Annotated in this window: 19 protein-coding genes and 1 tRNA gene; 7 read left to right on the top strand and 13 right to left on the bottom strand. The window is 50.3% G+C overall.

Going from position 1 to position 25864, the window contains the following annotated elements:
- The first annotated feature begins 161 nt into the window (after positions 1–161).
- Complete coding sequence (locus tag B5D58_RS05130; protein ID WP_143023705.1) at positions 162–863, top strand: DUF484 family protein; 702 nt, start codon at positions 162–164, stop codon at positions 861–863.
- On the top strand, positions 847–1812 hold the full coding sequence (gene xerC, locus B5D58_RS05125) for a tyrosine recombinase XerC (protein ID WP_011110973.1): 966 nt from the start codon (positions 847–849) through the stop codon (positions 1810–1812). Before B5D58_RS05130 ends, xerC begins: the two co-directional genes overlap by 17 nt.
- 37 nt (positions 1813–1849) lie before the next feature.
- Here the strand turns inward: xerC and B5D58_RS05120 are convergent, their stop codons facing one another.
- From B5D58_RS05120 to B5D58_RS05075, 10 genes are all read right to left on the bottom strand, one after another.
- Positions 1850–2752, bottom strand: a complete 903-nt coding sequence (locus tag B5D58_RS05120; protein ID WP_011110972.1) for a prephenate dehydrogenase — start codon at positions 2750–2752, stop codon at positions 1850–1852.
- A 22-nt stretch (positions 2753–2774) separates the two neighbouring features.
- On the bottom strand, positions 2775–3893 hold the full coding sequence (gene hisC / locus B5D58_RS05115; protein ID WP_041356386.1) for a histidinol-phosphate transaminase: 1119 nt from the start codon (positions 3891–3893) through the stop codon (positions 2775–2777).
- A gap of 43 nt (positions 3894–3936) precedes the next feature.
- Complete coding sequence (pheA, locus tag B5D58_RS05110; RefSeq protein WP_011110970.1) at positions 3937–5004, bottom strand: prephenate dehydratase; 1068 nt, start codon at positions 5002–5004, stop codon at positions 3937–3939.
- A gap of 38 nt (positions 5005–5042) precedes the next feature.
- Complete coding sequence (locus tag B5D58_RS05105) at positions 5043–6254, bottom strand: 3-phosphoglycerate dehydrogenase family protein (RefSeq protein ID WP_011110969.1); 1212 nt, start codon at positions 6252–6254, stop codon at positions 5043–5045.
- On the bottom strand, positions 6247–7353 hold the full coding sequence (gene serC / locus B5D58_RS05100) for a 3-phosphoserine/phosphohydroxythreonine transaminase (protein ID WP_011110968.1): 1107 nt from the start codon (positions 7351–7353) through the stop codon (positions 6247–6249). Before serC ends, B5D58_RS05105 begins: the two co-directional genes overlap by 8 nt.
- A 17-nt stretch (positions 7354–7370) precedes the next feature.
- Entirely contained in the window at positions 7371–9917 is a 2547-nt protein-coding gene (gene gyrA / locus B5D58_RS05095; protein WP_011110967.1) for a DNA gyrase subunit A, read from the bottom strand.
- Between the two features lie 69 nt (positions 9918–9986).
- Positions 9987–10619 carry an ABC transporter substrate-binding protein gene (locus B5D58_RS05090; RefSeq protein WP_074671189.1) on the bottom strand — a complete coding sequence of 211 codons (633 nt, stop codon included), beginning with the start codon at positions 10617–10619 and terminating at the stop codon, positions 9987–9989.
- Positions 10597–11727 (bottom strand): glycosyltransferase, encoded by a 1131-nt coding sequence (locus tag B5D58_RS05085; protein ID WP_011110965.1) that lies wholly within the window; start codon positions 11725–11727, stop codon positions 10597–10599. Before B5D58_RS05085 ends, B5D58_RS05090 begins: the two co-directional genes overlap by 23 nt.
- Positions 11728–11776: 49 nt before the next feature.
- Positions 11777–12940, bottom strand: a complete 1164-nt coding sequence (gene hpnH, locus B5D58_RS05080) for an adenosyl-hopene transferase HpnH (protein ID WP_011110964.1) — start codon at positions 12938–12940, stop codon at positions 11777–11779.
- 132 nt (positions 12941–13072) lie between these two features.
- A tRNA-Ser gene (locus B5D58_RS05075) sits at positions 13073–13160 on the bottom strand.
- Positions 13161–13380: 220 nt separating this feature from the next.
- On the opposite strand from B5D58_RS05075, the gene tkt reads away from it, so the two are divergent.
- The 5 genes from tkt (at position 13381) to fba (ending at position 20737) form a co-directional block, all read left to right on the top strand.
- Positions 13381–15399 carry a transketolase gene (gene tkt / locus B5D58_RS05070; RefSeq protein WP_011110963.1) on the top strand — a complete coding sequence of 673 codons (2019 nt, stop codon included), beginning with the start codon at positions 13381–13383 and terminating at the stop codon, positions 15397–15399.
- A gap of 63 nt (positions 15400–15462) precedes the next feature.
- The gene (gene gap / locus B5D58_RS05065) at positions 15463–16464 is read left to right on the top strand and encodes a type I glyceraldehyde-3-phosphate dehydrogenase (RefSeq protein WP_011110962.1); all 1002 of its coding nucleotides are present in this window, start codon (positions 15463–15465) and stop codon (positions 16462–16464) included.
- Positions 16465–16770: 306 nt separating this feature from the next.
- Positions 16771–17949 (top strand): phosphoglycerate kinase, encoded by a 1179-nt coding sequence (locus tag B5D58_RS05060; protein WP_011110961.1) that lies wholly within the window; start codon positions 16771–16773, stop codon positions 17947–17949.
- Between the two features lie 34 nt (positions 17950–17983).
- Positions 17984–19474, top strand: a complete 1491-nt coding sequence (gene pyk, locus B5D58_RS05055; RefSeq protein WP_011110960.1) for a pyruvate kinase — start codon at positions 17984–17986, stop codon at positions 19472–19474.
- 198 nt (positions 19475–19672) lie between these two features.
- Positions 19673–20737: a class II fructose-bisphosphate aldolase gene (fba, locus tag B5D58_RS05050; protein WP_011110959.1), complete on the top strand. Its 1065-nt coding sequence runs from the start codon at positions 19673–19675 to the stop codon at positions 20735–20737.
- An 88-nt stretch (positions 20738–20825) separates the two neighbouring features.
- On the opposite strand, the gene ppk1 is transcribed toward fba, so the two are convergent.
- The 3 genes from ppk1 to B5D58_RS05035 form a co-directional block, all read right to left on the bottom strand.
- Positions 20826–22931 (bottom strand): polyphosphate kinase 1, encoded by a 2106-nt coding sequence (ppk1, locus tag B5D58_RS05045; protein WP_011110958.1) that lies wholly within the window; start codon positions 22929–22931, stop codon positions 20826–20828.
- Between the two features lie 88 nt (positions 22932–23019).
- Positions 23020–23292, bottom strand: coding sequence for an oxidative damage protection protein (locus B5D58_RS05040; protein ID WP_011110957.1), 273 nt, complete (start codon positions 23290–23292; stop codon positions 23020–23022).
- A 364-nt stretch (positions 23293–23656) separates the two neighbouring features.
- Positions 23657–25849, bottom strand: coding sequence for a TonB-dependent receptor (locus tag B5D58_RS05035; protein WP_011110956.1), 2193 nt, complete (start codon positions 25847–25849; stop codon positions 23657–23659).
- Between the last annotated feature and the right edge of the window lie 15 nt (positions 25850–25864).

Here is a 25864-nt window from a genome sequence, read left to right as displayed (position 1 = left end):
CACACCTTACGAATACATCATCAAATGCTGGCAAAACGAACCTGAACGTTTTATCATCAATCCATACCATCACAAAGTGGGACTAAACACCTAGGTGTTTAGTCCCATGATATCTCGCCGTGGTAAGATGTTTGCCCTGTAACAATGAAATGGATCTATCCATGACCACACCCGAGGAAATTACTCAATATCTGCAGGACCACCCGGAATTTTTTGAGGAACACCCTGATCTGCTGGAATCACTCCGTTTTCCGCATCCTTACGAAGGCCGTGTCATTTCGATCAACGAGCGGCAGGTAGCAATGCTGCGCGAGAAAAACAAACTGTTGCAGAACAGGCTGCAGGAGCTGATCGATGTCGGTGAAAACAACGATGCCATCAGTGAAAAAATGCATCGCCTGACGGTTGCACTGCTGGGTTTCGGTTCACTGCCCGAACTGCTGCACGAGCTGCAATACCATCTGTGCGAAGATTTTTCCATTCCGCATGTCGTATTGCGCTTGTGGCAGATCGATGAATTTGGCACCGAGGCGGATCTGCCTTCTCCTGAATTCGATCCGATCAGCAACAATGTACGTATCCTTGCACAGGGAATGCTGCGCCCTTATTGCGGACCGGAGGTGGATGACGAAATCAGGCAATGGTTTGCTCAGGATGCGGAATATCTGAAATCCTTTGCCGTCATTCCATTGAAAAAGCAAAGTAATTTTGGTCTGCTGGTAATGGCCAGCCCGGAGGCAGAACGCTTTTATCCGGACATGGGAACACTTTATCTGGAACGGCTGGGAGATATGGTGAGCAGTTCGATCATGCGCCTGATACAGCAGACTCCCGGAGCAGCCAATCGTGAATCAGCCTCATGATGAGCGTGATACACCCCTGCCGCCACTGCTGAGCGAGTATCTGGCTTATCTGGCCAGCACACGCAGTCTTTCCCTGCTGACTCAACACAGCTACCGGCGTGATCTGGTTGCACTGGTATGCTGCATTGCCGCTCAGCATCAAAGTGAACATGAAAACGGGCATGAAGTCACTGACGCTTCGCTAACCCGCTTGCATTCGCACGATATCCGCCATTTCATCGCGCACTTGCATCATGGCGGTCTTTCCGGCAGAAGCCTGGCGCGCATGTTATCCGCCTGGCGTGGGTTTTATCGTTATCTGATGCGCCATCATCACCATACCGAAAATCCCTGCCAGGATATACGCGTCCCCAAATCGCCACGGAAGCTGCCGCATGCGCTTTCACCGGATGAAGCCGCACAACTGCTGGCTTTTGATCCCGCTGATGCACTGGCGACACGCGATCTGGCCATGTTCGAGCTGTTTTACTCCTCCGGATTACGGCTGGCCGAGCTGACCCGATTACAGCCAACCGATATCGATTTCAGCGAAGGTATCGTACGTGTTACGGGTAAAGGCAGCAAAACCCGCATCGTACCGGTGGGAGAACCCGCACTGCGTGCATTGCAAGCCTGGTTGCCACTGCGCAGCGCATGGCTGACATCCGGCGAAACTGCCTTGTTTCTATCACGGCACGGCCAGCGTATCCACCCGCGCACCATCGCTGTCCGCCTGCATCAGCGTGCCCGGCTGCAGAATCTTGATGACCGGGTACACCCGCATGCTCTTCGCCATTCATTCGCTTCCCATCTGCTGCAATCAAGTGGCGATTTGCGCGCAGTTCAGGAAATGCTTGGCCACAGCAGCATTCGCAGTACGCAGGTGTACACCCATCTGGATTTTCAGCATCTGGCCAAGATTTACGATCAGGCCCATCCTCGTGCCAAAAAGAGACCTAAAACCGGTTAGATTTTTGTCAGGAGCCGGTACGAATTCAACCGGGTAATCAGGATTGGTTTCTGAAGGCTGACCAGGCCTGCCGGATGGCACGTGCTTCTGCAAACAATTTTTCCAGCGATTCACCATCATGATCGGCCAGCATTTGCTGCAATCCGGAGAGTTCCTGCTGATAGGCTTCAATCTGTGCCAGCAATGCAGCACGATTTTCAAGACAGATATCACGCCACATTTCCGGGGAACTGGCGGTAATGCGGGTCATATCATTCAGGCTACTGCCGGCGAAGCGAAGAAGCGCCAGCGGATCTCCCTCGCTTAAGGTATGGCTCAGGGTACGAATATGCTGCATCAGTGAGAATGCCAGCATGTGCGGCAGGTGACTGATTGCAGCGAGTAGCTGATCATGCTGCTCCGGCAGCATGGATGAAACACTGGCACCGCAGTGTTGCCAAAGGTCAGCAACACGATCGACGATCTGCTGATCATTCTCCTGCAACGGCGTCAGAATCACGGGTTTATCCTGAAACAGGTCAGGAAAGGCGGCTTCTGCACCGTTGAATTCAGTACCCGCAATGGGATGTGCAGGGATGAAACGTTCAATCCGCTTACCCAGATTGGCACGGGCAGCATGGACTACGTTCTGTTTGGTGCTGCCAACATCAGAAATGATGGTATGGGCTTTCAGATGAGGCGCCATCTGCTGCATGACACCGGCCGTCTGTTTTACGGGAATCGCGAGCAATACGAAATCTGCGCCGGACAATGCTGCGGCAAAGTCGCTCGTTTGTTCATCGATAATGCCCAGCTCAAGGGCACGCTGCATGTTTTCAGGACTGCGACCCATGCCGACGACACGATCCACCAGGCCAGCCCGGCGCAGTGCCAGCGCAAATGAACCACCGATCAACCCTACACCGACAACGACTAGTTTTGAAATGGCGGGAAAAGCCATGATCAGGTATTTGTGTTGCTGCTCAATCCAGTTCTTTCAATGCCTGTTCCAGCGCTTGCAGGAACCGCTTGTTTTCTTCTTCGATTCCAATGGTTACCCGCAAATGGTTGAGCATGTCGTAATTACCCAGCGGGCGCACGATGACCCCCTGCTGCAGCAGATTTCTGTAGATTTTCAGCGTATTAGCCGGATGCCCGTCGATATGGCAACAGACAAAATTACCGAAGGAAGGAATATATTCGATACCGAGCTGGTCCAGGCCATGAGTCATCTGCTGCATGCCCGTACGATTCGTCATATAGGCAAGTTTGACAAATTCAACATCCTTGAGCGCTGCCTGTGCAGCCGCCAGACCGATACTGTTTACATTGAACGGCTGGCGAATACGATTCATCAGATTGGCGATATCAGCATGTGCCAGCGCAAAGCCAACGCGTACACTGGCAAGACCATAAGCTTTGGAAAAAGTACGGGTGATGACCAGATTCTGGAAATTCTTCAACCACGCAATACTGTTTGCCTTGTTTGCTTCCGGCAGATATTCGTCATAGGCTTCATCCAGTATCACGAGTACATCCTGCGGAACACGTTCCATAAAACGCAGCAGATCCCTAGCGTCACACAATGTCCCGGTAGGGTTGTTAGGATTGGCGATGAATATGATACGGGTTTCCGGCGTAACAGCAGCCAGCATGGCTTCGAGATCGTGGCCATAATTACGGGCGGGGACGGCAATACCTCTGGCACCAACAGCCTGGGCCAGCAGCGGATAGATGGCGAAGGCATACTGGGAATAGATGGCGGTTGAATCCGGGTGCAGAAAAATGCGAGTGGCAAGTTCAAGTACATCGTTGGAGCCATTGCCCAGCACGATCTGGTCGGCCGGCATGCCCAGCCGTTCGGACAACGCTGCCTTGAGCTCGAAACCACTGCCATCCGGATACCGGGCCGATTCGTTGAGCGCCTGGATCATGGCTTCCTTTGCCAGGGGACTGGTACCCAACGGGTTTTCATTGGAAGCCAGTTTGACTACTTCATCTTTATTCAGCCCCAGGTCTCTAACCAATTCTGAGATTGGTTTACCGGGCTGATAGGGCTGAATTGCCCGGATATAGTCCGGAGCCAGTTCACTGAGATTCATCATATTTAAAAGTAAATAGTATCTTGTTCAGGAATTTATCGATTCATGCAGCAGGATAAGAACCGAAAATCTTCAGAAAGGTTGTATTATCACGCAGTGCTTGCAGTGCCCTGGCTACATTTTCATCTTCCTGATGTCCTGCAATATCGGTAAAAAAAACATACTCCCACAGACTGGCACGCGAAGGACGTGATTCCAGACGGGTCATACTGACCTGATAGCGTGCAAAGGGTGCAAGAAGCTCGTGCACCGCACCGGGCCGGTTATGCGTAGCCATGGCGAGTGAAGTTTTATCCCTCCCGGAACGCGCAACATCCCGACTGCCAATGACCAGAAATCGAGTTGTGTTATTCGGATTATCCTCAATGTTAGCGGCACAAACTTTCAGCCCGAATACTTCGGCAGCCTTCTTTCCGGCAATGGCTGCGGCACTGCTGTCGGCGGCAGCCTGACGGGCAGCATCTGCATTACTGGCGGCATCGATCCGGTCGACAGCCGTCAGACTTTGCAAATTCTCGTTGATCCATACCTGACATTGTGCAAATGACTGCGGGTGAGAATAAATTTTTCGAATAGCGGTCAGATCAGTCTGTTGTGCCATCAGGCACTGGTGTACAGGCAGCTCGAGCTCGCCACATATCTTCAACGGTGTCTGCAACAGCAGATCCATGGTTCTACCGACTGCTCCCTCGGTAGAATTTTCAACCGGAACGACACCATAGCTGGCAGCGCCGGATTCGACCTTGCGAAAAATATCGTCGATCGAACTGCAAGGCAGTGAAGTAACAGCACTGCCAAAACGTTTGGTAACCGCTTCTTCCGAAAATGTGCCCTGCGGCCCCAGATAAGCAACAGTCAAGGGCTCTTCCAGCGCACGGCAAACCGATATGATTTCAGTAAACAGGTGCACAATATGCTCATCTCGCAACGGCCCCGGATTGGATTGCTGCAAACGGGAAAAAATCTGTGATTCACGCTCAGGACGATAAGCAGTGCCGGACTTCTGTCGGCCGACTTGCTGTGCAAGCCGCGCGCGAGTGCTGATCAATCGGAGCAACTCATCATCGACTGCATCGATTTCATTGCGCAGTTGTTTAAGCTGTTCTGTCATCAATGTGGGTTAATGTATTTGCCTGGATTTTTTTGTTTTCATGCCCGTTCAGAAGATTCTGATATCGGCAGATAGCGCACCATCAGTACACCCGTAATCCGGACGATCGCATCAATGGTTTCCTGTGGAACTGCTTTATCGGTATCGACCAGTGTATAGGCCATTTCCCCGCGGGATTTATTCACCATGTTGTGGATGTTCAGACCGACATCTGCCATGCAGGTCGATATCTGTCCCAGCAGATTGGGAACGTTGGCATTGGCAACGGCAACCCGGTACGGTGTTCCGCGTTCCATGACGACATCCGGAAAATTGACGGTATAGGAAATGTTACCGTTCGTAACATAATCCATGATCTGATCAGCAATCATCATGGCACAATTTTCTTCAGCCTCACGCGTGGAAGCGCCGAGATGGGGCAAAGTAACGACTGCCTGCTGTTGCTGCAGTTTCCGGCCGGGAAAATCACAAACATAGTACCGGATGACCCCGCTTTTGATACCAGTCAGCACGGCGTCTTCATCAACGATCGCGTCACGCGAAAAATTGAGCAGAATGGTGTTCTTCTGCATGCAGGAGATCAGTGAATCGTTGATCAGATGACGAGTGGAGTCGTTGAGTGGCACATGCAGCGAAATAAACTGACTGCGGCGTATCAGATCCTCGATCTGGTTTGCTTTCTGTACTTCGGCGGGCAAACTCCATGCAGAGTCGATGGTAATTTTCGGGTCATACCCGAGCACCTTCATTCCAAGTTTTATTGCGATATCGGCCACCTGCCGTCCGATCTTGCCCAGACCGATGACACCCAGTGTCCGCCCCGGCAATTCCAAGCCGGAAAACTGTTTTTTGCCTGCTTCAACCTGAAGGTTGAAAGACTGATCATCGCCTTCCAGTGTTTCGACGAAGCGTAAAGCCGGTATCAGATTACGCGATGCCATCAACATGCCTGCCAGCACCAGTTCCCTGACTGCATTGGCATTGGCGCCCGGCGTATTGAAAACCGGGATGCCGCGTGCGCTCATCTGGTTGACGGGGATGTTATTGGTTCCGGCACCGGCGCGCCCGATTGCAATGACGCTTTCGGGTATTTCCATATCGTGCAGGTTATGAGAACGTACCAGTATCACGTCAGGACCGGTAATGTCGCTGCCGATCTGAAAAAGATGCGGAGGAAAACGCTTGAGCCCGACCTGGGCAATCGAGTTCAGTGTAAGAATTCGGGTGATTCTTTGGGCATCATCAGGCATGGTTTTTCTCGAATTCCCGCATGAAGGTCACCAATGTCTGTACACCTTCCAACGGCATGGCATTATAGATCGAGGCTCGCATACCGCCGACCGACCGGTGCCCTTTCAACTGAATCAGGCCATGCGCCTGAGCCTGTTTCAGGAATGCGTCATCAAGACCGGGATCACTCAGTGTAAACGGAACATTCATCCTGGATCGATCTGCCTGGTTGACCGGGCAATGGTAAAAACTGCTGACATCGATCAGATCGTAGATCAGTTTGGCTTTGGCAATGTTACGCTGTTCAATCGCAGTCAGTCCGCCCTGTTTTTTCAGCCATTCCATGACGAGCCCCATGATGTAAATGGCATAAGTGGGAGGCGTATTGTACATTGAAGCATTATCTGCATGCGTTTTATAGCGGAACATAGCGGGCGTTCCGGCAAGCGGTGGAATATCCAGTAAATCCTCACGAACGATCACCACCACCAACCCGGCAGGACCGACATTTTTCTGTGCTCCGGCGTAAATCAGCCCGAATTTGCTGACATCGAAAGGACGCGACAGGAAATTGGAGGACATATCGGCAACCAGCGGAATGTTTTTGTTGTCACCGGCTACTGCGGATAAATCAGGCGTCCACTGAAATTCGACTCCGCCGATCGTCTCGTTGGACGCGTAATGTACATAAGCCGCATCAGGCGAGATATGCCATTGCGCCAGCGGTGGAACCGAGTTGAAACCATCACTTTCCGACGAAGCTGCGATCTGGACAGAACCGTAATTTTTGGCCTCACTGATGGCCTTTGCCGACCATTGACCGGTATTGACATAATCCGCTTTGCCCTTCTTGCCGAGCAGATTCATCGGCACCATGGCAAACTGGCTGGATGCCCCCCCCTGAAGAAAGAGTACTTTATAGTGATCCGGAATGCCCGCCAGCTCGCGCAAAGCAGATTCGGTTTCGTCCGCGATGGACATGAATTCTTTCCCGCGATGGCTCATTTCCATGACTGACATGCCACTGCCGTGCCAGTCCAGCATTTCTTCGCGAGCCTGCTCCAACACTTCCTCCGGCAGTACTGCCGGACCTGCACTGAAATTGTAGATTTTTCTCATTGGTTCACCAGGTTGAGCTAATCCTCATCCGTTTCGACGATTCTCTCCAGTCCGGCCAGTTTCTCACCTGCATCCAGATTGATCAGTGTCACTCCCTGAGTTGCCCGGCCCATTTCACGAATCTCACTGACGCGAGTGCGAATCATGACGCCACCCGTGGTAATCAGCATGATTTCATCACTGGACTCAACCAGTTGTGCAGCGACGACTTTACCGTTACGGACGTTGGTGTTAATCGCGATCATACCCTGAGTACCCCGGTTATGCCGGGTATATTCGGTAATAGGTGTACGTTTGCCGTAGCCATTCTCAGTCGCGGTCAATACCGCCATATTTTCATTATCTGCAACCAGCAGTGAAATGACCTGCTGCCCTGCTCCAAGCTTCATACCCCTTACCCCGCGTGCATTACGCCCGGTGGGACGCACATCGTTCTCATCGAAACGCATCGCTTTGCCAGCATCAGAAAAGAGCATGACATCATGCTTGCCTTCGGTCAGCGCAACACCGATCAGATAATCTCCCTCATCGAGGTCGATTGCAATGATTCCATTGGTACGCGGCCGTGAAAACTCTGACAACGGTGTTTTCTTGACCGTACCACCGGCAGTTGACATAAATACGTAACGGGTATCGTCAAATGATTTGACTGGCAGTACAGCATTGATCTTTTCATTCTGTTCCAGTGGCACGAGATTATTCACCGGCCTGCCCCGCGAAGTACGGCTGCCTTGCGGCACATTGTAAACCTTGATCCAGTAGACGCGCCCAAGGCTGGAGAAACACAGAATGAAATCATGCGTATTAGCGATAAACAGATTGTCGATGAAATCGTCCTCTCGGGTGGTAATTGCCTGCTTGCCGCGCCCTCCGCGTTTCTGCGCACGATAATCGTCCAGCAACTGGGATTTGATGTAGCCCGCATGTGACAGGGTCACCACCATATCGGCAGGCGTAATCAGATCTTCAGTATTCAAATTTTGCGCATCTATCACTACTTCACTGCGCCGGGGATCCCCAAACTGCCCTTTGATGGCCGTCAGCTCTTCCACAATGATGGTGGTAATCCGTTCCGGATTTGCCAGTATGTCGAGGAGATCCCGGATCTTGTCGAGTATTTCTCTGTATTCCGAAACGATTTTTTCCTGTTCCAGTCCGGTGAGTCGCTGCAATCTGAGATCGAGAATCGCTTGGGCCTGTGCATCGGATAAACGATAACCCTGGTCTGACATCCCGAACCCGGCTGCCAGCGTTTCAGGGCGAAATACTGCTGCATCGATCATTGCACGGAGAAGCATTTCTTCAACCAGCGAGGATCGCCATGTTCTGGCCATCAGGCCTTTTTTAGCCTCTGCCGGGGTCGGAGCAGCTTTGATCAGCGCAATGATTTCATCGACATTGGATAAAGCAACCGCCAGTCCTTCCAGCAAATGGCCGCGTTCCCGCGCCTTTCTGAGTTCGAATAAAGTACGCCGCGTCACGACTTCACGACGATGGCGCAGGAAATGATCCAGCATCTGCTTCAGATTGAGCAAACGGGGCTGTCCATCGACCAGCGCAACCATGTTGATGCCGAATGTATCCTGCATCTGTGTCTCTTTATACAGATTGTTCAGGACGACTTCGGGTACTTCTCCACGCTTGAGTTCGATGACCACGCGCATACCGGATTTATCCGATTCATCGCGCAGATCGGAAATACCTTCTATCCTTTTATCTCTTACCAGCTCACCGATACGCACCAGTAAATTGGCTTTATTCACCTGATAAGGCAGTTCATCGATGATGATACTGTGGCGATTACCTTTATCGAGCTCTTCAAAATGCGTTCTGGCGCGCATGATGACACGCCCTCTTCCGGTCTGGTACCCGTCTTTGATGCCGGATATACCGTAAATGATGCCTGCAGTTGGAAAATCCGGTGCCGGGATACAAGCCATCAATTCGGCGATATCCACGTCAGGATCACGCAGCAGCAACAGGCAGGCGTCAATGACCTCACCCAGATTATGAGGTGGGATATTGGTCGCCATCCCCACCGCGATGCCGGATGATCCATTGATCAGCAGATTGGGTATTTTGGCCGGCAGGATCAGTGGCTCCTGCTCGGAACCATCGTAATTGGGCCCGAAATCGACTGTGTTCTTGTCGAGATCAGCCAGTAATTCATGGGCGATACGTGACATTCTGATTTCGGTATAACGCATTGCCGCGGCATTATCACCATCGATCGAACCAAAATTACCCTGTCCGTCGACCAGCATGTAACGCAGAGAAAAAGGCTGTGCCATGCGCACGATCGTGTCATAGACAGCAGTATCACCATGCGGGTGATATTTACCGATGACATCCCCGACGATACGTGCGGATTTTTTATACGGGCGATTCCAGTCATTGGATAGTTCATGCATGGCATAAAGTACACGACGGTGTACTGGCTTCAGCCCATCGCGCACATCAGGCAAGGCCCGGCCTACGATGACGCTCATCGCATAATCGAGGTAAGAACGCCGCATTTCGTCTTCGAGACTGACGGGCAAGGTTTCCTTGGCGAATTGTTCCATGTATGAATCGCTTTAGTGGTGTGGTGAAATGGTTATCTCAGGATAGAGGCAGCAACTGTCCTGTTGGAATTACTGTTGATTCTGCTCTATACGGGAAGTTTTCTGCTCCAGCATGTCGATCAGCGCGGTAACGCCATCTTTCTGCAATACAGCACTGTATTCAGCCCGCTTCAGGGCCAGATCACTGACCCCGTCGACTACGATATTGATGATGCGCCAGCTTCCACCGGCCTCATGCATCACATAATCAAAATTCACCGGGCTGCCATCAGACCGGATGAGCTGGCTGCGAACCAACATCCGCCCTCGCGGAAGCTGTGTCTGTTCGATGATCTTGAATTGCTCTCCATCGTACTGGTTAAACCGGTCTGCATAAGTTGCAATACTGTTGGCCTGGAATACCCGGGTGATCGCCTGTTGCTGATCGGAATCGAGCTTGGCCCAGTGCGTACCCAGTACAGAGCGGATGATTGCCGCAAGATCATGCGTCTGCTCAATAACAGGAGTCAGAAGCTTCAGACGGCCGCTGTAACCAATTTCCTGACCCTGTTGCATGGCCTGGATCAGCGTATTCTGCAGAGTGATCACCACCCGTTCAGCACCCTCATTTTCGAGTGATTCTGCTCGCAATCCGGAAATCATCACCAGCATGGCGATTACCCATAGCGTCACTATTCTGCTAATTGTGTTCAGAAGTTTCATAACGTCGATTTTTCCAGTGCGCCCGCACTCCTCGCCAGTATCTGAAGGCGGAAGTCCAGGTCATCATGAGATAGAGTGTGCCGATCAGGGGCAATACAATCACCCAAAAGGGTGAACTCCGATAAAATCTGAGCACGGGTGTATAAACAATGAGCATAGCCAGCCAGGCAAGAATGCTGCTGACCACAAAAATCGTATCCGTATAAATGATCGCGGACAATGGCGCACACCAGAACATGCTGGACATGATCAATGTACACAGCAACAGTAATAACGATGAATAGTGCAGTTGCGTGAATGCAGTACGAGCAACGGTATTCCAGATAGCCGCCAGGCTGTCATAACCCCGATGGCTTTGTACAGCATGACTGAGTCCGATCCAGGTTTTGAAACCAGCCTGTTTGACTTGTGCAGCCAATGCACAATCATCGATCAATGCGTGGTGGATACTGGTAAAAGCATCGATGGATCGCAGTACACCAGTTTCAACCAGAATGCACCCACCCGCAGCAGCAGCCATGCGGGATTTCGACTCATTGGACAATTTAAACGGATATAACAGCTTGAAAAAAAATATAAAAGCAGGTACCAGCAGACGTTCGGAGAAACGCTGGACGGGCAACTCTGCCATGAGCGATACCAGCGACAAATTTTCCTGACGAGCCTTATTCAGTAACGCCCCCAAGATACCGGACGATAGACTGATATCTGCATCCAGCAGCAAAGTGTACCGGGTGCGTACCTGTTGCAATCCCTGATTCAGCGCCCACAGCTTTCCACTCCAGTTTTTTGGTGGAGTCGTCCCGGAAATGACTTCAACACCTCGTCTGCCTGCCAGGGATGCAGTATGATCTTCCGACTGATCATCGATTACGATGATTCGTAAACCCTCGCCTTGCGCCTGAAGCCTGTTCAAGGTCTGATCGATGAACTGCGCCTCATTACGGGCAGGAATCAGAACAGTAACGTCATCAAAAGATTGTTTCGCTTCCGGACTTGATGATGGTTCAAGCTGCTCCCGGGTACTCCATGCTCGCCATGGCGCCAGCAGAATAGCCCACCAGCATAACATACCCGCCAAAGACAGATACATTACCAATACAGCCATGACCTTCGATACGCGGGAATATGAATATCTTCAGGCAAACAAAGAAGTATCAGTTATCCGGACCAGATGAATGATCCGATGACGGTGCAACCGTTTTATGTTCAACAGTCACCGGTATGGGAAAAGGTTTCCGTTTATCGGTATTGTGCTGCGACTCACTGCTCGTTTGTAGCGGATCAAGTGCCATAGGCCCTTCTACGCGCGGACCACGCATGCTGACCCGTAATGCTTTAAGCGGATGAGCAAAGGTATCGTTGATGGCAGTGGGCTCAAACCCGCAGTGTGCCATACAGTTTGCACATTTGGGATTGTTGCCGACACCATAGCGATCCCAGTCGGTTTCTTCCATCAGCTCACGGAAACTTGTTGCATAACCTTCATCCACCAGCAGGTAGCAGGGCCGCTGCCAGCCAAACAGATTACGCGTGGGGTTTCCCCACGGCGTACATTTATAACTCTGATTACCTGCGAGAAAATCCAGATACAGGCTGGAATGATTGAATTTCCAGGGAAGCTTGCGTTTTTTGCCGATTTCAAAAATCGAACGGAACAACCGTTTGCTTACCGACCGCTGCAGGAATACATCCTGCCGCGGCGCATGCTCATAACTGAATCCCGGGGAAACATTGATACCTTCAACGCCGAGCTTGGTGGCTGTATCAAAAAACTCCGCCACTTCTTCTGCTGTTTCACTCTGGAACAAAGTGCAATTGACCGTCACCCGGAAACCACGCTGAAGCGCCTGTTCGATCACCGGAATAACCTTGTCATACACACCCTCTCTGCATACCGATGCATCGTGGCGCTCGCGATTGCCATCGAGGTGAATGGAAAATGTAAGATAGGGCGAAGGCTGATAGTCGTCCATGCGAGTATCCAGCAGCAGTGCATTGGTGCACAGATATACAAACTTTTTGCGCTGAATGATGCCCTGCACGATCTGCGGCATTTCCTTATGGATGAGCGGCTCCCCTCCCGCAATGGAAACGACCGGAGCCCCGCATTCATCCACGGCATGCAAACATTCATCCACACTCAGGCGACGGCGTAACGTTTCTTCCGGGTAATCTATCTTGCCACAACCCGCACAGGCCAGATTGCACTGGAACAGTGGCTCAAGCATCAGCACCAGCGGATAACGTTTGTTGCCTGCAAGTTTTTGTTTCAGGATGTAACTGCCCACCCGGTATTGCTGCAAAAAAGGGACGCTCATCGTTAAATTCTCTCCATTTTTTCATACCAGCCAATGTGCTGATCTTTTCCCTGATACAAAACCTGCAAAGCCATCTCTCTTCATCTCTTCAGATTTTGAGAGCAGATAATAAAAACAGGAAATTACTGCGAATGGCGGAAGCGGTGAGATTCGAACTCACGGATGGTTGCCCATCGCTGGTTTTCAAGACCAGTGCCTTAAACCGCTCGGCCACGCTTCCCTGTATCCGGTCAACTAAAAGCGGAATGATACCTTTCAATTGGCTATTTTACCAAGCCATTTCCTTTAAATTCGGCCAATGATCAGAAGAAATGAAGAAATTACAACCTGTATTGTGAACTATCCGGACTTAAGAGATAATGGTCACTTTTGTCGGCTTTTGTTGTCATGTGGTGCATAACATTGAGCTATGGTTTTTGAACAATCGAGGATGAAAATAAATGAAGGAAGCATTTAAAGATTTCAGCGCACCAGTGTTCAAGAATTTGACCAGTGCGATTCGTGCACTGGCCATGGATGCCGTCCAGAAAGCAAATTCCGGCCATCCGGGTATGCCAATGGGTATGGCGGAAATTGCAGAAGTATTGTGGAACCACCACATGCGCCACAATCCGACAAATCCTGACTGGGTGGATCGTGACCGGTTTGTACTATCAAACGGCCATGGTTCCATGCTGATCTATGCTCTGCTCCACCTGACCGGCTACGATCTGTCCATCGAAGACATAAAAAATTTCCGTCAGCTTCATTCCAAAACTCCAGGACACCCTGAATACGGCTACACCCCCGGTGTGGAAACCACCACAGGGCCGCTGGGACAAGGTATCACCAATGCCGTAGGGATGGCGTTGGCAGAAAAAATTCTGGCAGAAGAATTCAACCGGCCTTATTTCCCGATCGTCGACCACTACACCTACGTATTTCTGGGCGATGGTTGCATGATGGAAGGCATTTCCCATGAAGCCTGTTCACTGGCAGGAACATTGAAGCTGGGTAAACTGGTCTGCTTTTATGATGATAATGGAATTTCCATTGATGGACATGTCGAAGGATGGTTTACGGACAACACCCCCAAACGCTTCGAATCTTATGGCTGGCACGTCGTTCCAGATGTCAACGGACATGATCCCGTAGCAATACAGGCTGCCATCGAAGCCGCGAAGAAAGTACAGGACAAACCCACACTGATATGTTGCAAAACAGTCATTGGAATGGGTTCGCCCAACAAAGCCAATACCAGCCATGTTCATGGTGCTGCGCTCGGAAATGACGAAATTGCTGCAGCCCGCCCTCACATCGGCTGGAATTACCTGCCATTCGAAATTCCGCAAGAAGTTTACGATGCATGGGATGCGCGTGCCAAAGGTCAGGCGCTGGAATCCGCATGGAACAGCATGTTTGCGGAATACGGCAAAAAATATCCGGCAGAAGCCGCTGAATTTACCCGCCGCATGGCTGACGAGTTACCCGTCGGGTGGGCTGATCACGTTGAGGGCACTATTAGCCAGATCAATGCCAGGGAAGAAACCATCGCGACCCGGAAAGCATCACAAAATTCAATTGAGGCACTGGCACCGGTATTACCCGAACTGATTGGCGGATCAGCAGACCTGGCCGGCTCCAACCTCACCATGTGGTCTGGTTCCAAGGGAATTAGCACAGAATCTACCGGTAACTATGTTTTTTACGGTGTCCGGGAATTTGGCATGAGCGCCATCATGAATGGCCTGTCGTTGCATGGCGGAATCATCCCCTACGGCGGTACTTTCCTGATGTTTTCCGAATACGCCCGCAATGCTCTGCGCATGGCGGCATTGATGAAAATTCGTAACATTTTCGTGTTCACTCATGATTCGATCGGGCTAGGGGAAGATGGTCCGACCCATCAGCCGGTTGAACAAACTGCCACACTGCGCATGATTCCCAATATGGATGTATGGCGTCCGTGCGATACCGTTGAATCGATCGTTTCATGGGTATCCGCCATTGAGCGCAGAGAAGGTCCGTCATCCCTTATATTCAGCCGCCAGAACCTACCCTTCCAGAAACGGGATGCAGTAACGATCAGCCTGATCAGAAAAGGGGGATATATCCTCTCTGAAGCAGCAAACAGAAAGCCACAGGCCATTATCATTGCAACCGGCTCGGAAATCGGGTTGGCAATGGCTGCACAGAAAACACTGGCAGAAAGCGGTATTGCAGTTCGCGTCGTATCCATGCCTTGTACAAATATTTTTGACAGACAGGATCAGGCGTACCGGGACAGTGTTCTGCCCAAGGGAATTGCACGTGTAGCTGTCGAAGCAGGGGTTACCGATTACTGGCGTAAATACGTCGGCCTTGAAGGAGATGTAATCGGAATCGACAGATTCGGTGAATCGGCTCCTGCAGAAAAATTATTCGAATATTTCGGATTTACCGTTGAGAATGTCGTAAATGCCGTGAAAAGGGTTATATAAGGTAAACAAAATTCGTTTTTACTCGTAAAACAGATTTTTTATTAAAAATGTGGAGATAGAGGAATGACAATCAGAATTGGCATCAATGGTTTTGGTCGTATTGGCCGGATGGTTTTCCGGTGTTCCATAGAGGAGTTTGATGACATTGAAGTTGTCGCAATCAATGATCTGCTGGAACCGGATTATCTGGCTTATATGCTGACACATGATTCCGTCCACGGGCGCTTCAGAGGAGATGTATCCGTCAGCGGAAACAATCTGATTGTAAACGGCAAACAGATTCGTCTGACCGCCATCAAGGACCCGACCGAATTAAAGTGGGATGAAGTTGGTGCGGATATCGTGGTGGAGTCTACCGGACTGTTCCTGACCAAGGAGCTCGCTCAAAAACATATCCAGGCCGGTGCCAAGAAAGTTGTTTTGAGTGCTCCGTCCAAAGACGATACGCCGATGTACGTTTATGGTGTAAATGATAAAGCATACGGCGGAGAAGCCATTATTTCCAACGCATCATGTACCACTAATTGCCTGGCTCCGATTGCCAAAGTACTGAATGATACCTGGGGTATCAAGCGTGGCCTGATGACGACGGTTCATGCTGCCACCGCTACACAGAAAACTGTTGACGGTCCTTCCAATAAAGACTGGCGCGGTGGACGCGGAATTCTTGAAAATATCATCCCTTCCTCTACGGGTGCAGCCAAAGCAGTTGGCGTAGTCATCCCTGAACTGAATAAAAAGCTAACAGGTATGGCATTCCGCGTTCCTACCTCTGACGTTTCAGTAGTGGATTTGACAGTCGAGCTTGAGAAAGACGCATCTTATGAAGACATTTGTAATGCGATGAAAGAAGCCTCAGCTGGTTCAATGAAAGGCATACTGGGATATACCGATCAGAAAGTGGTTTCCACAGATTTTCGCGGAGAAACCTGTACATCGGTATTCGATGCAGAAGCGGGAATTCAGCTCGACAAGAATTTTGTAAAAGTGGTTTCCTGGTATGACAACGAGTGGGGATATTCCTGCAAGTTGCTGGAAATGGTACGAGTAATCGCCAGTAAATAACCGAAGAAATTTTTCTTCTCATAAACCGAACAACCCTGTTTTCATGGTTGTTCGATGGCCATGCTGTAATTGTCCTTGTGCCAGTTACAGCATTATTGCTTCTATATCGGAAATATCTTTGTACTGTGCAGAAAGCCTGGAAGGATATGAATGTTCACTAATCCGTAAAAACATATCTGTAAAAACATTTGTGATGGTCGCTCGTTCTGGTGTGGAGACCATGCCCGCAATTTTTAACCAAGCGATCAGAAGAATTTCTTTCTCTCACATTTTTGAAACCCGTAACCCGGCTAACTTGGAGTCAACGTGTCCGTTATTAAACTTGTCGATCTTGATCTGAAGAACAAACGCGTCTTTATCCGCGCTGATTTGAATGTTCCTGTAAAAGACGGGAAAGTGACATCAGATGCGCGCATTACTGCCTCGATGGCAACGATCAACCACTGCCTGAAACAAGGCGCAAAAGTCATGGTGACCTCTCATCTTGGACGGCCGGAAGAAGGGGTATGGACAGAAGAAAATTCTCTCCAGCCGGTTGCCGATGATATTGCCCGGAGACTGGGAAAGCCTGTCCGGTTGATCAAAGACTGGGTAGAGGGTGGATTTGAAGTTGCATCTGGAGAGTTGGTAGTCCTGGAAAATTGTCGGATCAATAAAGGTGAAAAAAAGAACCTCGAAGAAACCGCCAAGAAATATGCCAGTTTGTGTGATGTATTCGTCATGGATGCTTTTGGTACAGCACACCGTGCAGAAGCTTCGACACATGGTATCGCCAAATATGCACCGATTGCCTGTGCAGGTATTTTGCTTACCGAAGAACTCGATGCGCTGACAAAAGCCCTGCATCAGCCAGCACATCCGCTGGTGGCAATCGTAGGCGGATCAAAAGTTTCCACCAAACTGACCGTGCTGGAATCGCTTGCTGAAAAAGTTGATCAGCTCGTAGTCGGCGGGGGAATTGCCAACACTTTTCTCAAGGCCGCAGGGAACAACATTGGAAAATCCCTGTGCGAGGATGAACTGGTACCCGTTGCAAAATCCCTGATGGATAAAATGAACAAGCGTAATGCAACGATTCCCATCGCAGTAGATGTCGTCGTCGGAAAGAAATTCGCTGAAGATGAAGCTGCTGTTCTAAAAGCAGCCAACGCTGTTTCTGATGACGACATGATCTTTGATATCGGGCCTGAGAGTGCTCAAGAATTGGTCGACATCATCATGAAAGCCGGTACGGTAGTCTGGAATGGCCCGGTCGGTGTATTCGAATTCGATCAATTTGGAGAAGGAACACGCGCCATAGCCAAGGCAATTGCTGAAACGGATGCCTTCACCCTGGCGGGGGGCGGTGACACAATCGCTGCCATCCAAAAGTACGACATCTACGATAAAGTTTCCTATATATCCACTGCCGGAGGAGCATTCCTGGAGTTTCTGGAAGGGAAGAAATTACCTGCTGTCGAGATTCTGGAATTACGTGCGAAGTGAGGTCTGAGAAGATTTTCTTCCGGAAATTCCAGAAATGATGCGAAGAACAAAAATTGTAGCAACGTTAGGACCGGCTTCCAGTAATGCTGAAGTTCTGGGGCGAATGCTCGAAGCTGGTGTCGATGTTATCCGTATCAATTTCTCACACGGAACAAAAGATGAGCACATCGCTTCCGTAGAACTGGTTCGTTCGCTCGCCCGCTCGCTTGGCCGTACAGTCGGTGTACTGGCTGATTTACAGGGGCCAAAAATTCGTATCGGTAAGTTTGAACAGGGAAAAATTCGACTCAAAACCGGGGATGAATTCATACTCGATGCAGAATGCCAGCTGGGAAACCAGGAACGGGTCGGACTGGATTATCGGGAACTTCCTAATGATGTCGAAGCAGGCGCCACGCTCTTATTGGATGATGGACGTATCGTTCTGACGGTGGCCAAAGTCAGAGAAAGTGAAATCTTTTGTGAAGTGTTGCAGGGCGGGATTCTTTCCAACAATAAAGGTATTAACCGGAAAGGCGGAGGGTTGAGCGCACCTGCACTCACTGCGAAAGATTTACTGGATATCAAGACTTCCGCAGTCATTCGAGCAGATTATCTCGCAGTATCCTTCCCTCGCTCCGGTGACGATATCAGACGCGCGCGCGCACTGATGCAGGAAGCTCAGGGGCATAGTTTGCTCATGGCAAAAATCGAGCGCTCAGAAGCCATTCTGGCACTGGATGATATTCTGGAAGCGTCTGATGCCATCATGGTGGCCCGTGGAGATCTGGCAGTCGAAGTAGGAGATGCCGCTGTTCCCGCCTTGCAAAAACGCATGATACGATCTGCACGTGAAGCAAATAAGCTGGTAATTACCGCTACGCAAATGATGGAATCCATGATTTCCAACCCTATTCCGACACGCGCAGAAGTATCAGATGTTGCCAATGCCGTACTGGATGGTACCGATGCAGTCATGCTGTCCGCTGAGTCGGCCGCAGGGCAATACCCGGTTGAAGCCGTCGAAGCCATGGCCAGAGTTTGTCTCGAAGCAGAAAAGGAATATACACCCAGTTTGAGAGCACGCCGTTCCCCCGATACACAGTCAATCAGTATTGAAGATGCCATTGCGCGCGCTACCATGTACGCAGCCGGTTCACTCAATATCCAGGCAATTGCAGCATTGACACAAAGTGGTGTAACAGCGTTGTTCATGTCACGCAGAAGTTCGAAAGCACCCATCTTTGCACTCAGCCCGCAAGAAGATACCCTGGGTAAAGTCACCCTTTTCCGAGGCGTTTATCCCATAGAATTCGGACAAGGACTGTGTGATCCCGAAATCATCCTAGGCATGGCTGAAGACGAGTTACTCAAGCGTGGTGCGGTACGCGACGAAGATCTGATAATCATGACGATCGGTGAACCGGTTGGCAAAGCTGGCGGGACGAACACCATGAAGATCATCAAAGTAGGCAGTTCCAAGAAAGCTGCACAAGCAGTAAGAGAAGTGGCGCAACAACCCTTTTCTGATCCGCAGAATCTGTAAAAAGTAAACATATCACTGCCAGGCAGTGCCAGACTGGTGATGAAAGTAATTTATAATCAGCAGGTTTATAATTTTGATTCAGGCGTACCATTCATTATTTTTACTGCCACCTGCTGCTGAATGATTTTATTTCAGGAAATATAAAGCTCTAGTTTCGTCAGGAAATCAATACATTAATTTTATTTAAAGGAGACTTCAATGGCACTCGTATCTTTACGCCAGTTACTGGATCATGCAGCTGAAAATGGGTATGGACTCCCGGCTTTCAACGTCAATAACCTGGAGCAGATCCATGCGATCATGCAGGCCGCTGATGAATGCGACAGCCCGGTGATCATGCAGGGTTCAGCTGGTGCGCGCAAGTACGCTGGAGAAGCATTCCTGCGTCATCTGATTGCTGCTGCGGTCGAAGCCTATCCGCATATTCCCGTGGTAATGCATCAGGACCACGGTGCTTCACCTGCTGTATGCATCAACGCTATTCGCAGCGGCTTTTCCAGTGTAATGATGGATGGATCGCTGGAAGAAGATGGAAAAACTCCTTCATCATACGAATATAACGTCGATGTCACTTCCAAAGTAGTTGCAATGGCACATGCCGTAGGTGTTTCCGTGGAAGGTGAGCTGGGCTGCCTGGGATCGCTGGAATCAGGTCAGGGTGAAGCTGAAGACGGTCATGGTGCCGAAGGGCAGCTGTCACACGATCAGTTACTGACTGACCCCGAGCAGGCAGCCGATTTCGTCAAGCAAACTGGTGTGGATGCATTGGCAATTGCAATCGGGACCTCCCACGGTGCGTATAAATTCACCCGCAAACCCACAGGTGATATCCTCGCTATCCAGCGAGTCAAGGAAATTCATGAGCGTATCCCCAATACCCATCTGGTCATGCATGGATCCAGCTCCGTTCCTCAGGAATGGCTGGAAATCATCCGTGAATATGGCGGAGATATGAAAGAAACCTATGGAGTGCCGGTAGAGGAAATCCAGCAGGGTATCAAATATGGTGTGCGTAAAGTCAATATCGATACGGATATCCGTCTGGCAATGACGGGAGCAATCCGGCGCCATCTGGCGAAAAACAAAAGTGAGTTCGATCCGCGCAAATTTCTGAAAGATGCTACTGCAGCTGCCAAGGATATCTGTAAAGCCCGTTTCGAAGCTTTTGGGTCCGCTGGTCAGGCTGGCAAGATCAAACCCATCTCACTGGAAACCATGGCAAACCGTTATCTGCGTGGTGAACTGAAAGCCATCATCAAGTAATCCAAGAAAATCTTCCCACACCCCCGCAGACTTCCGGAAAAGCAATCAAACCGGACTGCGGGGTATTTTTTGCCTGATTTCATTACAGTTATTCGACAGCGTCCTGTTTTACTGCTGCAAGTTTCTCGAGTAAAACTTCCTGCGCACTGAATCTGTTGTTCTTCCTTGCAGATTTTCGTTTGTAGTGGCCGTCACCATTCATCTCCCATGCCTGTACGTTATCACGGAGATAGGGCTTCAGCCCCTCCAGGATTACCCGCTTCTTCAACCGCGGATCGAGTACCGGAAAACAAATCTCCACCCGACGAAAAAAATTCCGGTACATCCAGTCAGCACTTGCCAGATAGACGTTATGCTGCTTTGCATTGAGAAAATAGAAAATGCGGGTATGTTCCAGAAAGCGCCCGACGATGGAGCGCACACGAATATTCTCTGATAATCCCGGCACACCGGGGCGCAGTGCGCAGGCACCTCGCACAATCAGATCAATTTTTACGCCTGCACCGGAAGCCGCATAAAGTGCCTGAATGACAGACGGCTCCAGTAATGCATTCATTTTAGCGATGATGGCAGCAGGTTCTCCCGCGTTGGCATGCTTTATCTCCTGTTGAATGCTGTTCAGTATCTGCCCATGCAGACTGAATGGTGATTGCCAGAGATGCTTCAGCTTGCTCGCTTTGCCCAACCCGGTCAGTTGCAAAAATACTTCACTGACATCGGTACAAATTTCCTCATGGCAGGTCAGCAAGCCAAAATCCGTGTAAACACGGGCTGTGCCAGGGTGGTAATTACCTGTACCCAGATGGACGTAACGTTTCAACTGCCCCGCCTCACGCCGTACTATCATGGCCATTTTGCAATGCGTCTTGTGACCAAACACACCATAAATGACGTGGGCACCCACCTCTTCCAGCCGTTTCGCCCAGTTGATATTGGCTTCTTCATCGAACCGGGCCAGCAACTCTACCACTACCGTAACTTCCTTGCCCAGCCTGGCCGCTGCCACGAGCGCTTCCATCAGCGTTGAATCCGAACCGGTGCGATAAACAGTCTGCTTGACAGCAATCACATCCGGATCTGCATAAGCCTGCTGAATGAATTCAATGACCGGCTGGAACGACTGGTAGGGATGATGCAGTAATATGTCACCCTTACTGATCAGCTCGAAAATGTTATGTGCTTTCTTTTTCTGAGAAAAAAAAGGCAGACCGGGAATGAAACGTGGAAATTTGAGGTCAGGTCGATCGATCAGATCAAAAACCTGTATCAGCCGCACCAGATTGACTGGCCCGTTCACCTGAAACAGATCTTCGTTCCCAAGAGAAAACTGCCCCAGCAAAAATTCAACCATCTGTTGCGAGCAACTATCTGCCACCTCGAGCCTGACCGCATTCCCCAGATGACGTTGCGACAATTCACCCTGCAATGCAATACGAAGATTCTTTATTTCCTCTTCATCAACGAACAAATCACTGTTACGGGTGACACGAAACTGGTAACAGCCCACCACCCGCATACCCGTAAAAAGTTCACCCACATGAGCATGGATAATGGATGACAGGAATACGAAACTATAGGGGCTGCCACTGATTTCTTTTGGCAGCCGTATGACACGAGGCAAAATACGCGGCGCCTGAACGATTGCAACACCTGAATTACGGCCAAAAGCATCTTTTCCTTCCAATGCAACCGCGAAATTCAGGCTTTTATTCAATATACGCGGGAAAGGATGGAAAGGATCCAAACCGATGGGGGTAAGCATCGGCATCAGCTCGCGAAAGAAGAAATCCCTGATCCATTCGCGCTGGCCATCATTCCAGGAATCGCGCCGCAGGAAACAAATACCCTGTTCCACCAGTGCGGGAAGAATATTGTCATTGAGCAACTGATATTGCCGGGAGACCAGTTCACGCACCTGCTCGGATACCCGTTCGAATGCCTGGCCAGGCGCCATGCCATCCGCACCGGAACCAGGTGCATCCAGCTTGATTTGTTCTTTCAGCCCGGCAACACGAACTTCAAAAAATTCATCGAGGTTACTGCTGACGATACAAATGAAACGCAGGCGTTCCAGCAGAGGTGTTTCCTCATTCTCTGCCTGCGCCAATACCCGGCGATTGAATTCGATCTGACTAAGTTCACGGTTCAGAAACTGTTTGGCAGCGGGCATCTCCGGCTTGGCTACCGGTGCCATCTCTGGTTCATTATTTATCACAAAATCACTGCTCAAAATTGCTGGAATACGGAGAACTGATCACTATCGCCCGATGATCCGGCTTGATTTATTTATCAGGAGGAATATAGCCTGCCGGCTGGTCGGCACCTTCACCAAAGAAATAGGCTTCCATCTGGCTGGCAAGGTACTTGCGTGCCTTGATATCCGCCAGATTCAGCCGCATTTCGTTGACCAGCATAGTCTGGTGTTTGATCCACTGGCTCCAAGCCTCCTTGGAAACATTATCAAAAATCCGTTTTCCCAGCTCTCCCGGATAAGGAGGAAAATCCAGCCCTTCTGCCTCACACCCAAGTCTGATGCATTTCACACTTCTAACCATACTATTAATTTATTTAAGATTTATTACACACCCGTTTTTTATGAAATACGGATACTGTGTCGTGCAGGGTAAAGAGTGTATAACATTTTCCTAAACCGGATTCCTTTTCATTCGGGCGCTGGAAGTTACTCCTGGCTGCCTGCATGGAATCTGTCGGTTTTCAGATATTTTGCGGATCGAGTATTTTCCGGGTAACCGGGTGGCGAGCGGGCATACTGAGGCGGGCTGCCTGTTTCCTGATCCAGATGATGATGCCGGTTACTGGCAACAGCACGATGATCAGTCCGAGTGCACAAATAAAAATACGGTAAGAATCAAGCGCTCAAGTCGACCCGATTTGTCCGGCACACCTCCCGGTTTCCGATCAGAAGTCGAGTTTCACTGCCACCTCATAGCTCCTGGGTGCACCAATCAGGTACATGGGCGCGGAGGTTGCCCATTCGATGTAATCGGTATCGGTCAAATTCATGATCCGGCCGATGATTCTCGCGTTGCGATGCGCCTGCCAGGCAAGTTGTGTATCCAGGCGAACATGAGACTTGACCGGTACTGTATTCGCAGCATTGGCATAACGATCACCCACGTATCGTGTCGCCAGCATCCACTGGAAATCCGGATGAAAGTCCCAGGTCAGCCAGGTATTGGCGACCCATTTCGCAACGTTTTCCGGCCGGTTCCCTTTACGGGAAACACTGACACCACTCACCAGTTCGTTGAAATCGTCGTAACGCGCATCGACAAAAGCCATATTGCCCTGGAAGCTCCATTGCGGAGATAAACGGACACCAAGATTGACCTCCACACCGCGTGAAGATTGTGCACCGATCGGTATGGCATTGATCGGATTATCGGGATCTCTCGTCGATAGATGCTTGCGTTGCAGATAATAGCCGGCAATCGTTGCGGTTCCGCGCTTTCCCCAGAAATCGAATTTCATTCCACCTTCGATTTGTCTACCCGTACTCAGGCCGAAATCGCGGATACTGTTAAGGTTGGTAGTGGTCAGAACACCTGCCGGAGGAGAAGCAGCCGTACTGTATTGGGTATAAAAATTGAAACTGTCCGTGACATCGTAGACAAAACCTGCCCGCCAGGTAACCGGTGTCCAGTTGCGTGAAAAAGCAGCAGGTTCAGTGGCCGTTGCCGGGCTAAAATATCTGGAATCCAGTTGGATACTATCGATCCGGATCCCGCTCACAAGGTTGAAGCCGGGGAACAGCGTCAACCGGTTTTCAGCGTAACCGGCAACCGTAAACAACTTGTTGCGACGATCCTTGATCGGGCCGCTGGCACGAGGGTTATCAAAATAATCGCCAACGGTAAAATTGTAAGGGTCTATCGTATCGACGGCCAACCCACTTTCCGTACTTGGGAAGCGAGTCTGGTCATTGAACGCAATATCAGTTCCCGCCAGCCACCTGGCCGGGAGGCCGAATAAGTTCTGCTGATGGGAAAGTTCCAGGCGGTTACCGATCAGATTTTGTTTATGGTCCACTGCAAAAGAGGCAGAACGGTTGATGAGCGTGTTATCGCCATTCCAGCGATATACCTCCACATTCCTGTACTTGCGGTAGGCGTCATACCAATAAAAAGTATTTCGAACTTGCGTTGCCTCACTCAGGCGGAAATCCACAATATCCCGCACCCAAATGACCTGCTGATCGAAAACAGAATTTTCAGCGTTATAGTTTCTGAAACGGGTTTCCGGATCATATTTTCCTGCTGTAACAGGGTTCAGTATCGGCGTTCCCCAGTACCCTTCACGCGCCTCTATCTGATATTCGACTGCCACCGTGTTGGAAATCCGGCTGGTCAGATCGCTCAACAGAGAAAATGAAAAAACACCGGAATTATGTCGGGTCTTGTCGATGTAACCGTTTGAGCCCTTATAGCCCGCATGTATTTGCAGCCAGTTATTCGTATCACCGATACGGCCGTTGTAACCATAGGCCGCACGTCGATTCAGCCAGGAACCAAGCAGAACGAGTGATTCATGACCCTGCTGATCACGATTGGCAGTCCGGCTGATGTAATTGACCGATCCTCCCACGGCTCCCTGGCCATAGAGAAAGCTCGATGGCCCGCCCAGGACCTCCACGCGTTCGGTAATCCAGTTATCGATCGGGCGAGCGGCCACTGCGTCATACTGCACGGTAATCCCGTTGAATAGCTGGGTGATCTGAGCACCGCAGAAGCCGCGCATACAAACGGTGCCGGCAGCACCAGGCTGATCGGAGACGGTTACCCCGGGAGAACGCTCCAGGATTTGCTGAGTCGTTTGCGCGCCGCGTAACTCAAAGGTAGCGCGATCGATGATATTGATGGAGGCGGGGGTTTCACGCGGCGTCAGTCCAAGACGGCTGCCGGTAGTCGTGGGCGTGTCCAGCAGCAATCGTTCGTTGGGAATGGCAAGGGCTTCACTGCTGACAGTGATTTCCTTCATCGTTACCTTTGGTATATCCCCCGAATATTCCTGGCCGGTTGCATCTGGTTGTGCAATGACATCTTTGCAGACAAACAAGACGACCCCTATCCATATTGCGTATGTTTTGTACATACTCGTTTCCCTGGA

This window comes from Nitrosomonas europaea, from assembly GCF_900167395.1.
Taxonomy (GTDB): Bacteria; Pseudomonadota; Gammaproteobacteria; order Burkholderiales; family Nitrosomonadaceae; genus Nitrosomonas; species Nitrosomonas europaea.
This window is presented reverse-complemented; position numbering and strand designations above follow the sequence as displayed.

What these genes read in the sequence shown, in the direction of transcription:
- B5D58_RS05130 (WP_143023705.1), top strand. Translation starts at nt 162, where the DNA reads ATGACCACACCCGAGGAAATTACTCAATATCTGCAGGACCACCCGGAA.
- B5D58_RS05120 (WP_011110972.1), bottom strand. Translation starts at nt 2,752, where the DNA reads ATGGCTTTTCCCGCCATTTCAAAACTAGTCGTTGTCGGTGTAGGGTTG.
- hisC (WP_041356386.1), bottom strand. Translation starts at nt 3,893, where the DNA reads ATGAATCTCAGTGAACTGGCTCCGGACTATATCCGGGCAATTCAGCCC.
- pheA (WP_011110970.1), bottom strand. Translation starts at nt 5,004, where the DNA reads ATGACAGAACAGCTTAAACAACTGCGCAATGAAATCGATGCAGTCGAT.
- B5D58_RS05105 (WP_011110969.1), bottom strand. Translation starts at nt 6,254, where the DNA reads ATGCCTGATGATGCCCAAAGAATCACCCGAATTCTTACACTGAACTCG.
- serC (WP_011110968.1), bottom strand. Translation starts at nt 7,353, where the DNA reads ATGAGAAAAATCTACAATTTCAGTGCAGGTCCGGCAGTACTGCCGGAG.
- gyrA (WP_011110967.1), bottom strand. Translation starts at nt 9,917, where the DNA reads ATGGAACAATTCGCCAAGGAAACCTTGCCCGTCAGTCTCGAAGACGAA.
- B5D58_RS05090 (WP_074671189.1), bottom strand. Translation starts at nt 10,619, where the DNA reads ATGAAACTTCTGAACACAATTAGCAGAATAGTGACGCTATGGGTAATC.
- B5D58_RS05085 (WP_011110965.1), bottom strand. Translation starts at nt 11,727, where the DNA reads ATGGCTGTATTGGTAATGTATCTGTCTTTGGCGGGTATGTTATGCTGG.
- hpnH (WP_011110964.1), bottom strand. Translation starts at nt 12,940, where the DNA reads ATGAGCGTCCCTTTTTTGCAGCAATACCGGGTGGGCAGTTACATCCTG.
- tkt (WP_011110963.1), top strand. Translation starts at nt 13,381, where the DNA reads ATGAAGGAAGCATTTAAAGATTTCAGCGCACCAGTGTTCAAGAATTTG.
- gap (WP_011110962.1), top strand. Translation starts at nt 15,463, where the DNA reads ATGACAATCAGAATTGGCATCAATGGTTTTGGTCGTATTGGCCGGATG.
- pyk (WP_011110960.1), top strand. Translation starts at nt 17,984, where the DNA reads ATGATGCGAAGAACAAAAATTGTAGCAACGTTAGGACCGGCTTCCAGT.
- fba (WP_011110959.1), top strand. Translation starts at nt 19,673, where the DNA reads ATGGCACTCGTATCTTTACGCCAGTTACTGGATCATGCAGCTGAAAAT.
- ppk1 (WP_011110958.1), bottom strand. Translation starts at nt 22,931, where the DNA reads ATGGCACCGGTAGCCAAGCCGGAGATGCCCGCTGCCAAACAGTTTCTG.
- B5D58_RS05040 (WP_011110957.1), bottom strand. Translation starts at nt 23,292, where the DNA reads ATGGTTAGAAGTGTGAAATGCATCAGACTTGGGTGTGAGGCAGAAGGG.
- B5D58_RS05035 (WP_011110956.1), bottom strand. Translation starts at nt 25,849, where the DNA reads ATGTACAAAACATACGCAATATGGATAGGGGTCGTCTTGTTTGTCTGC.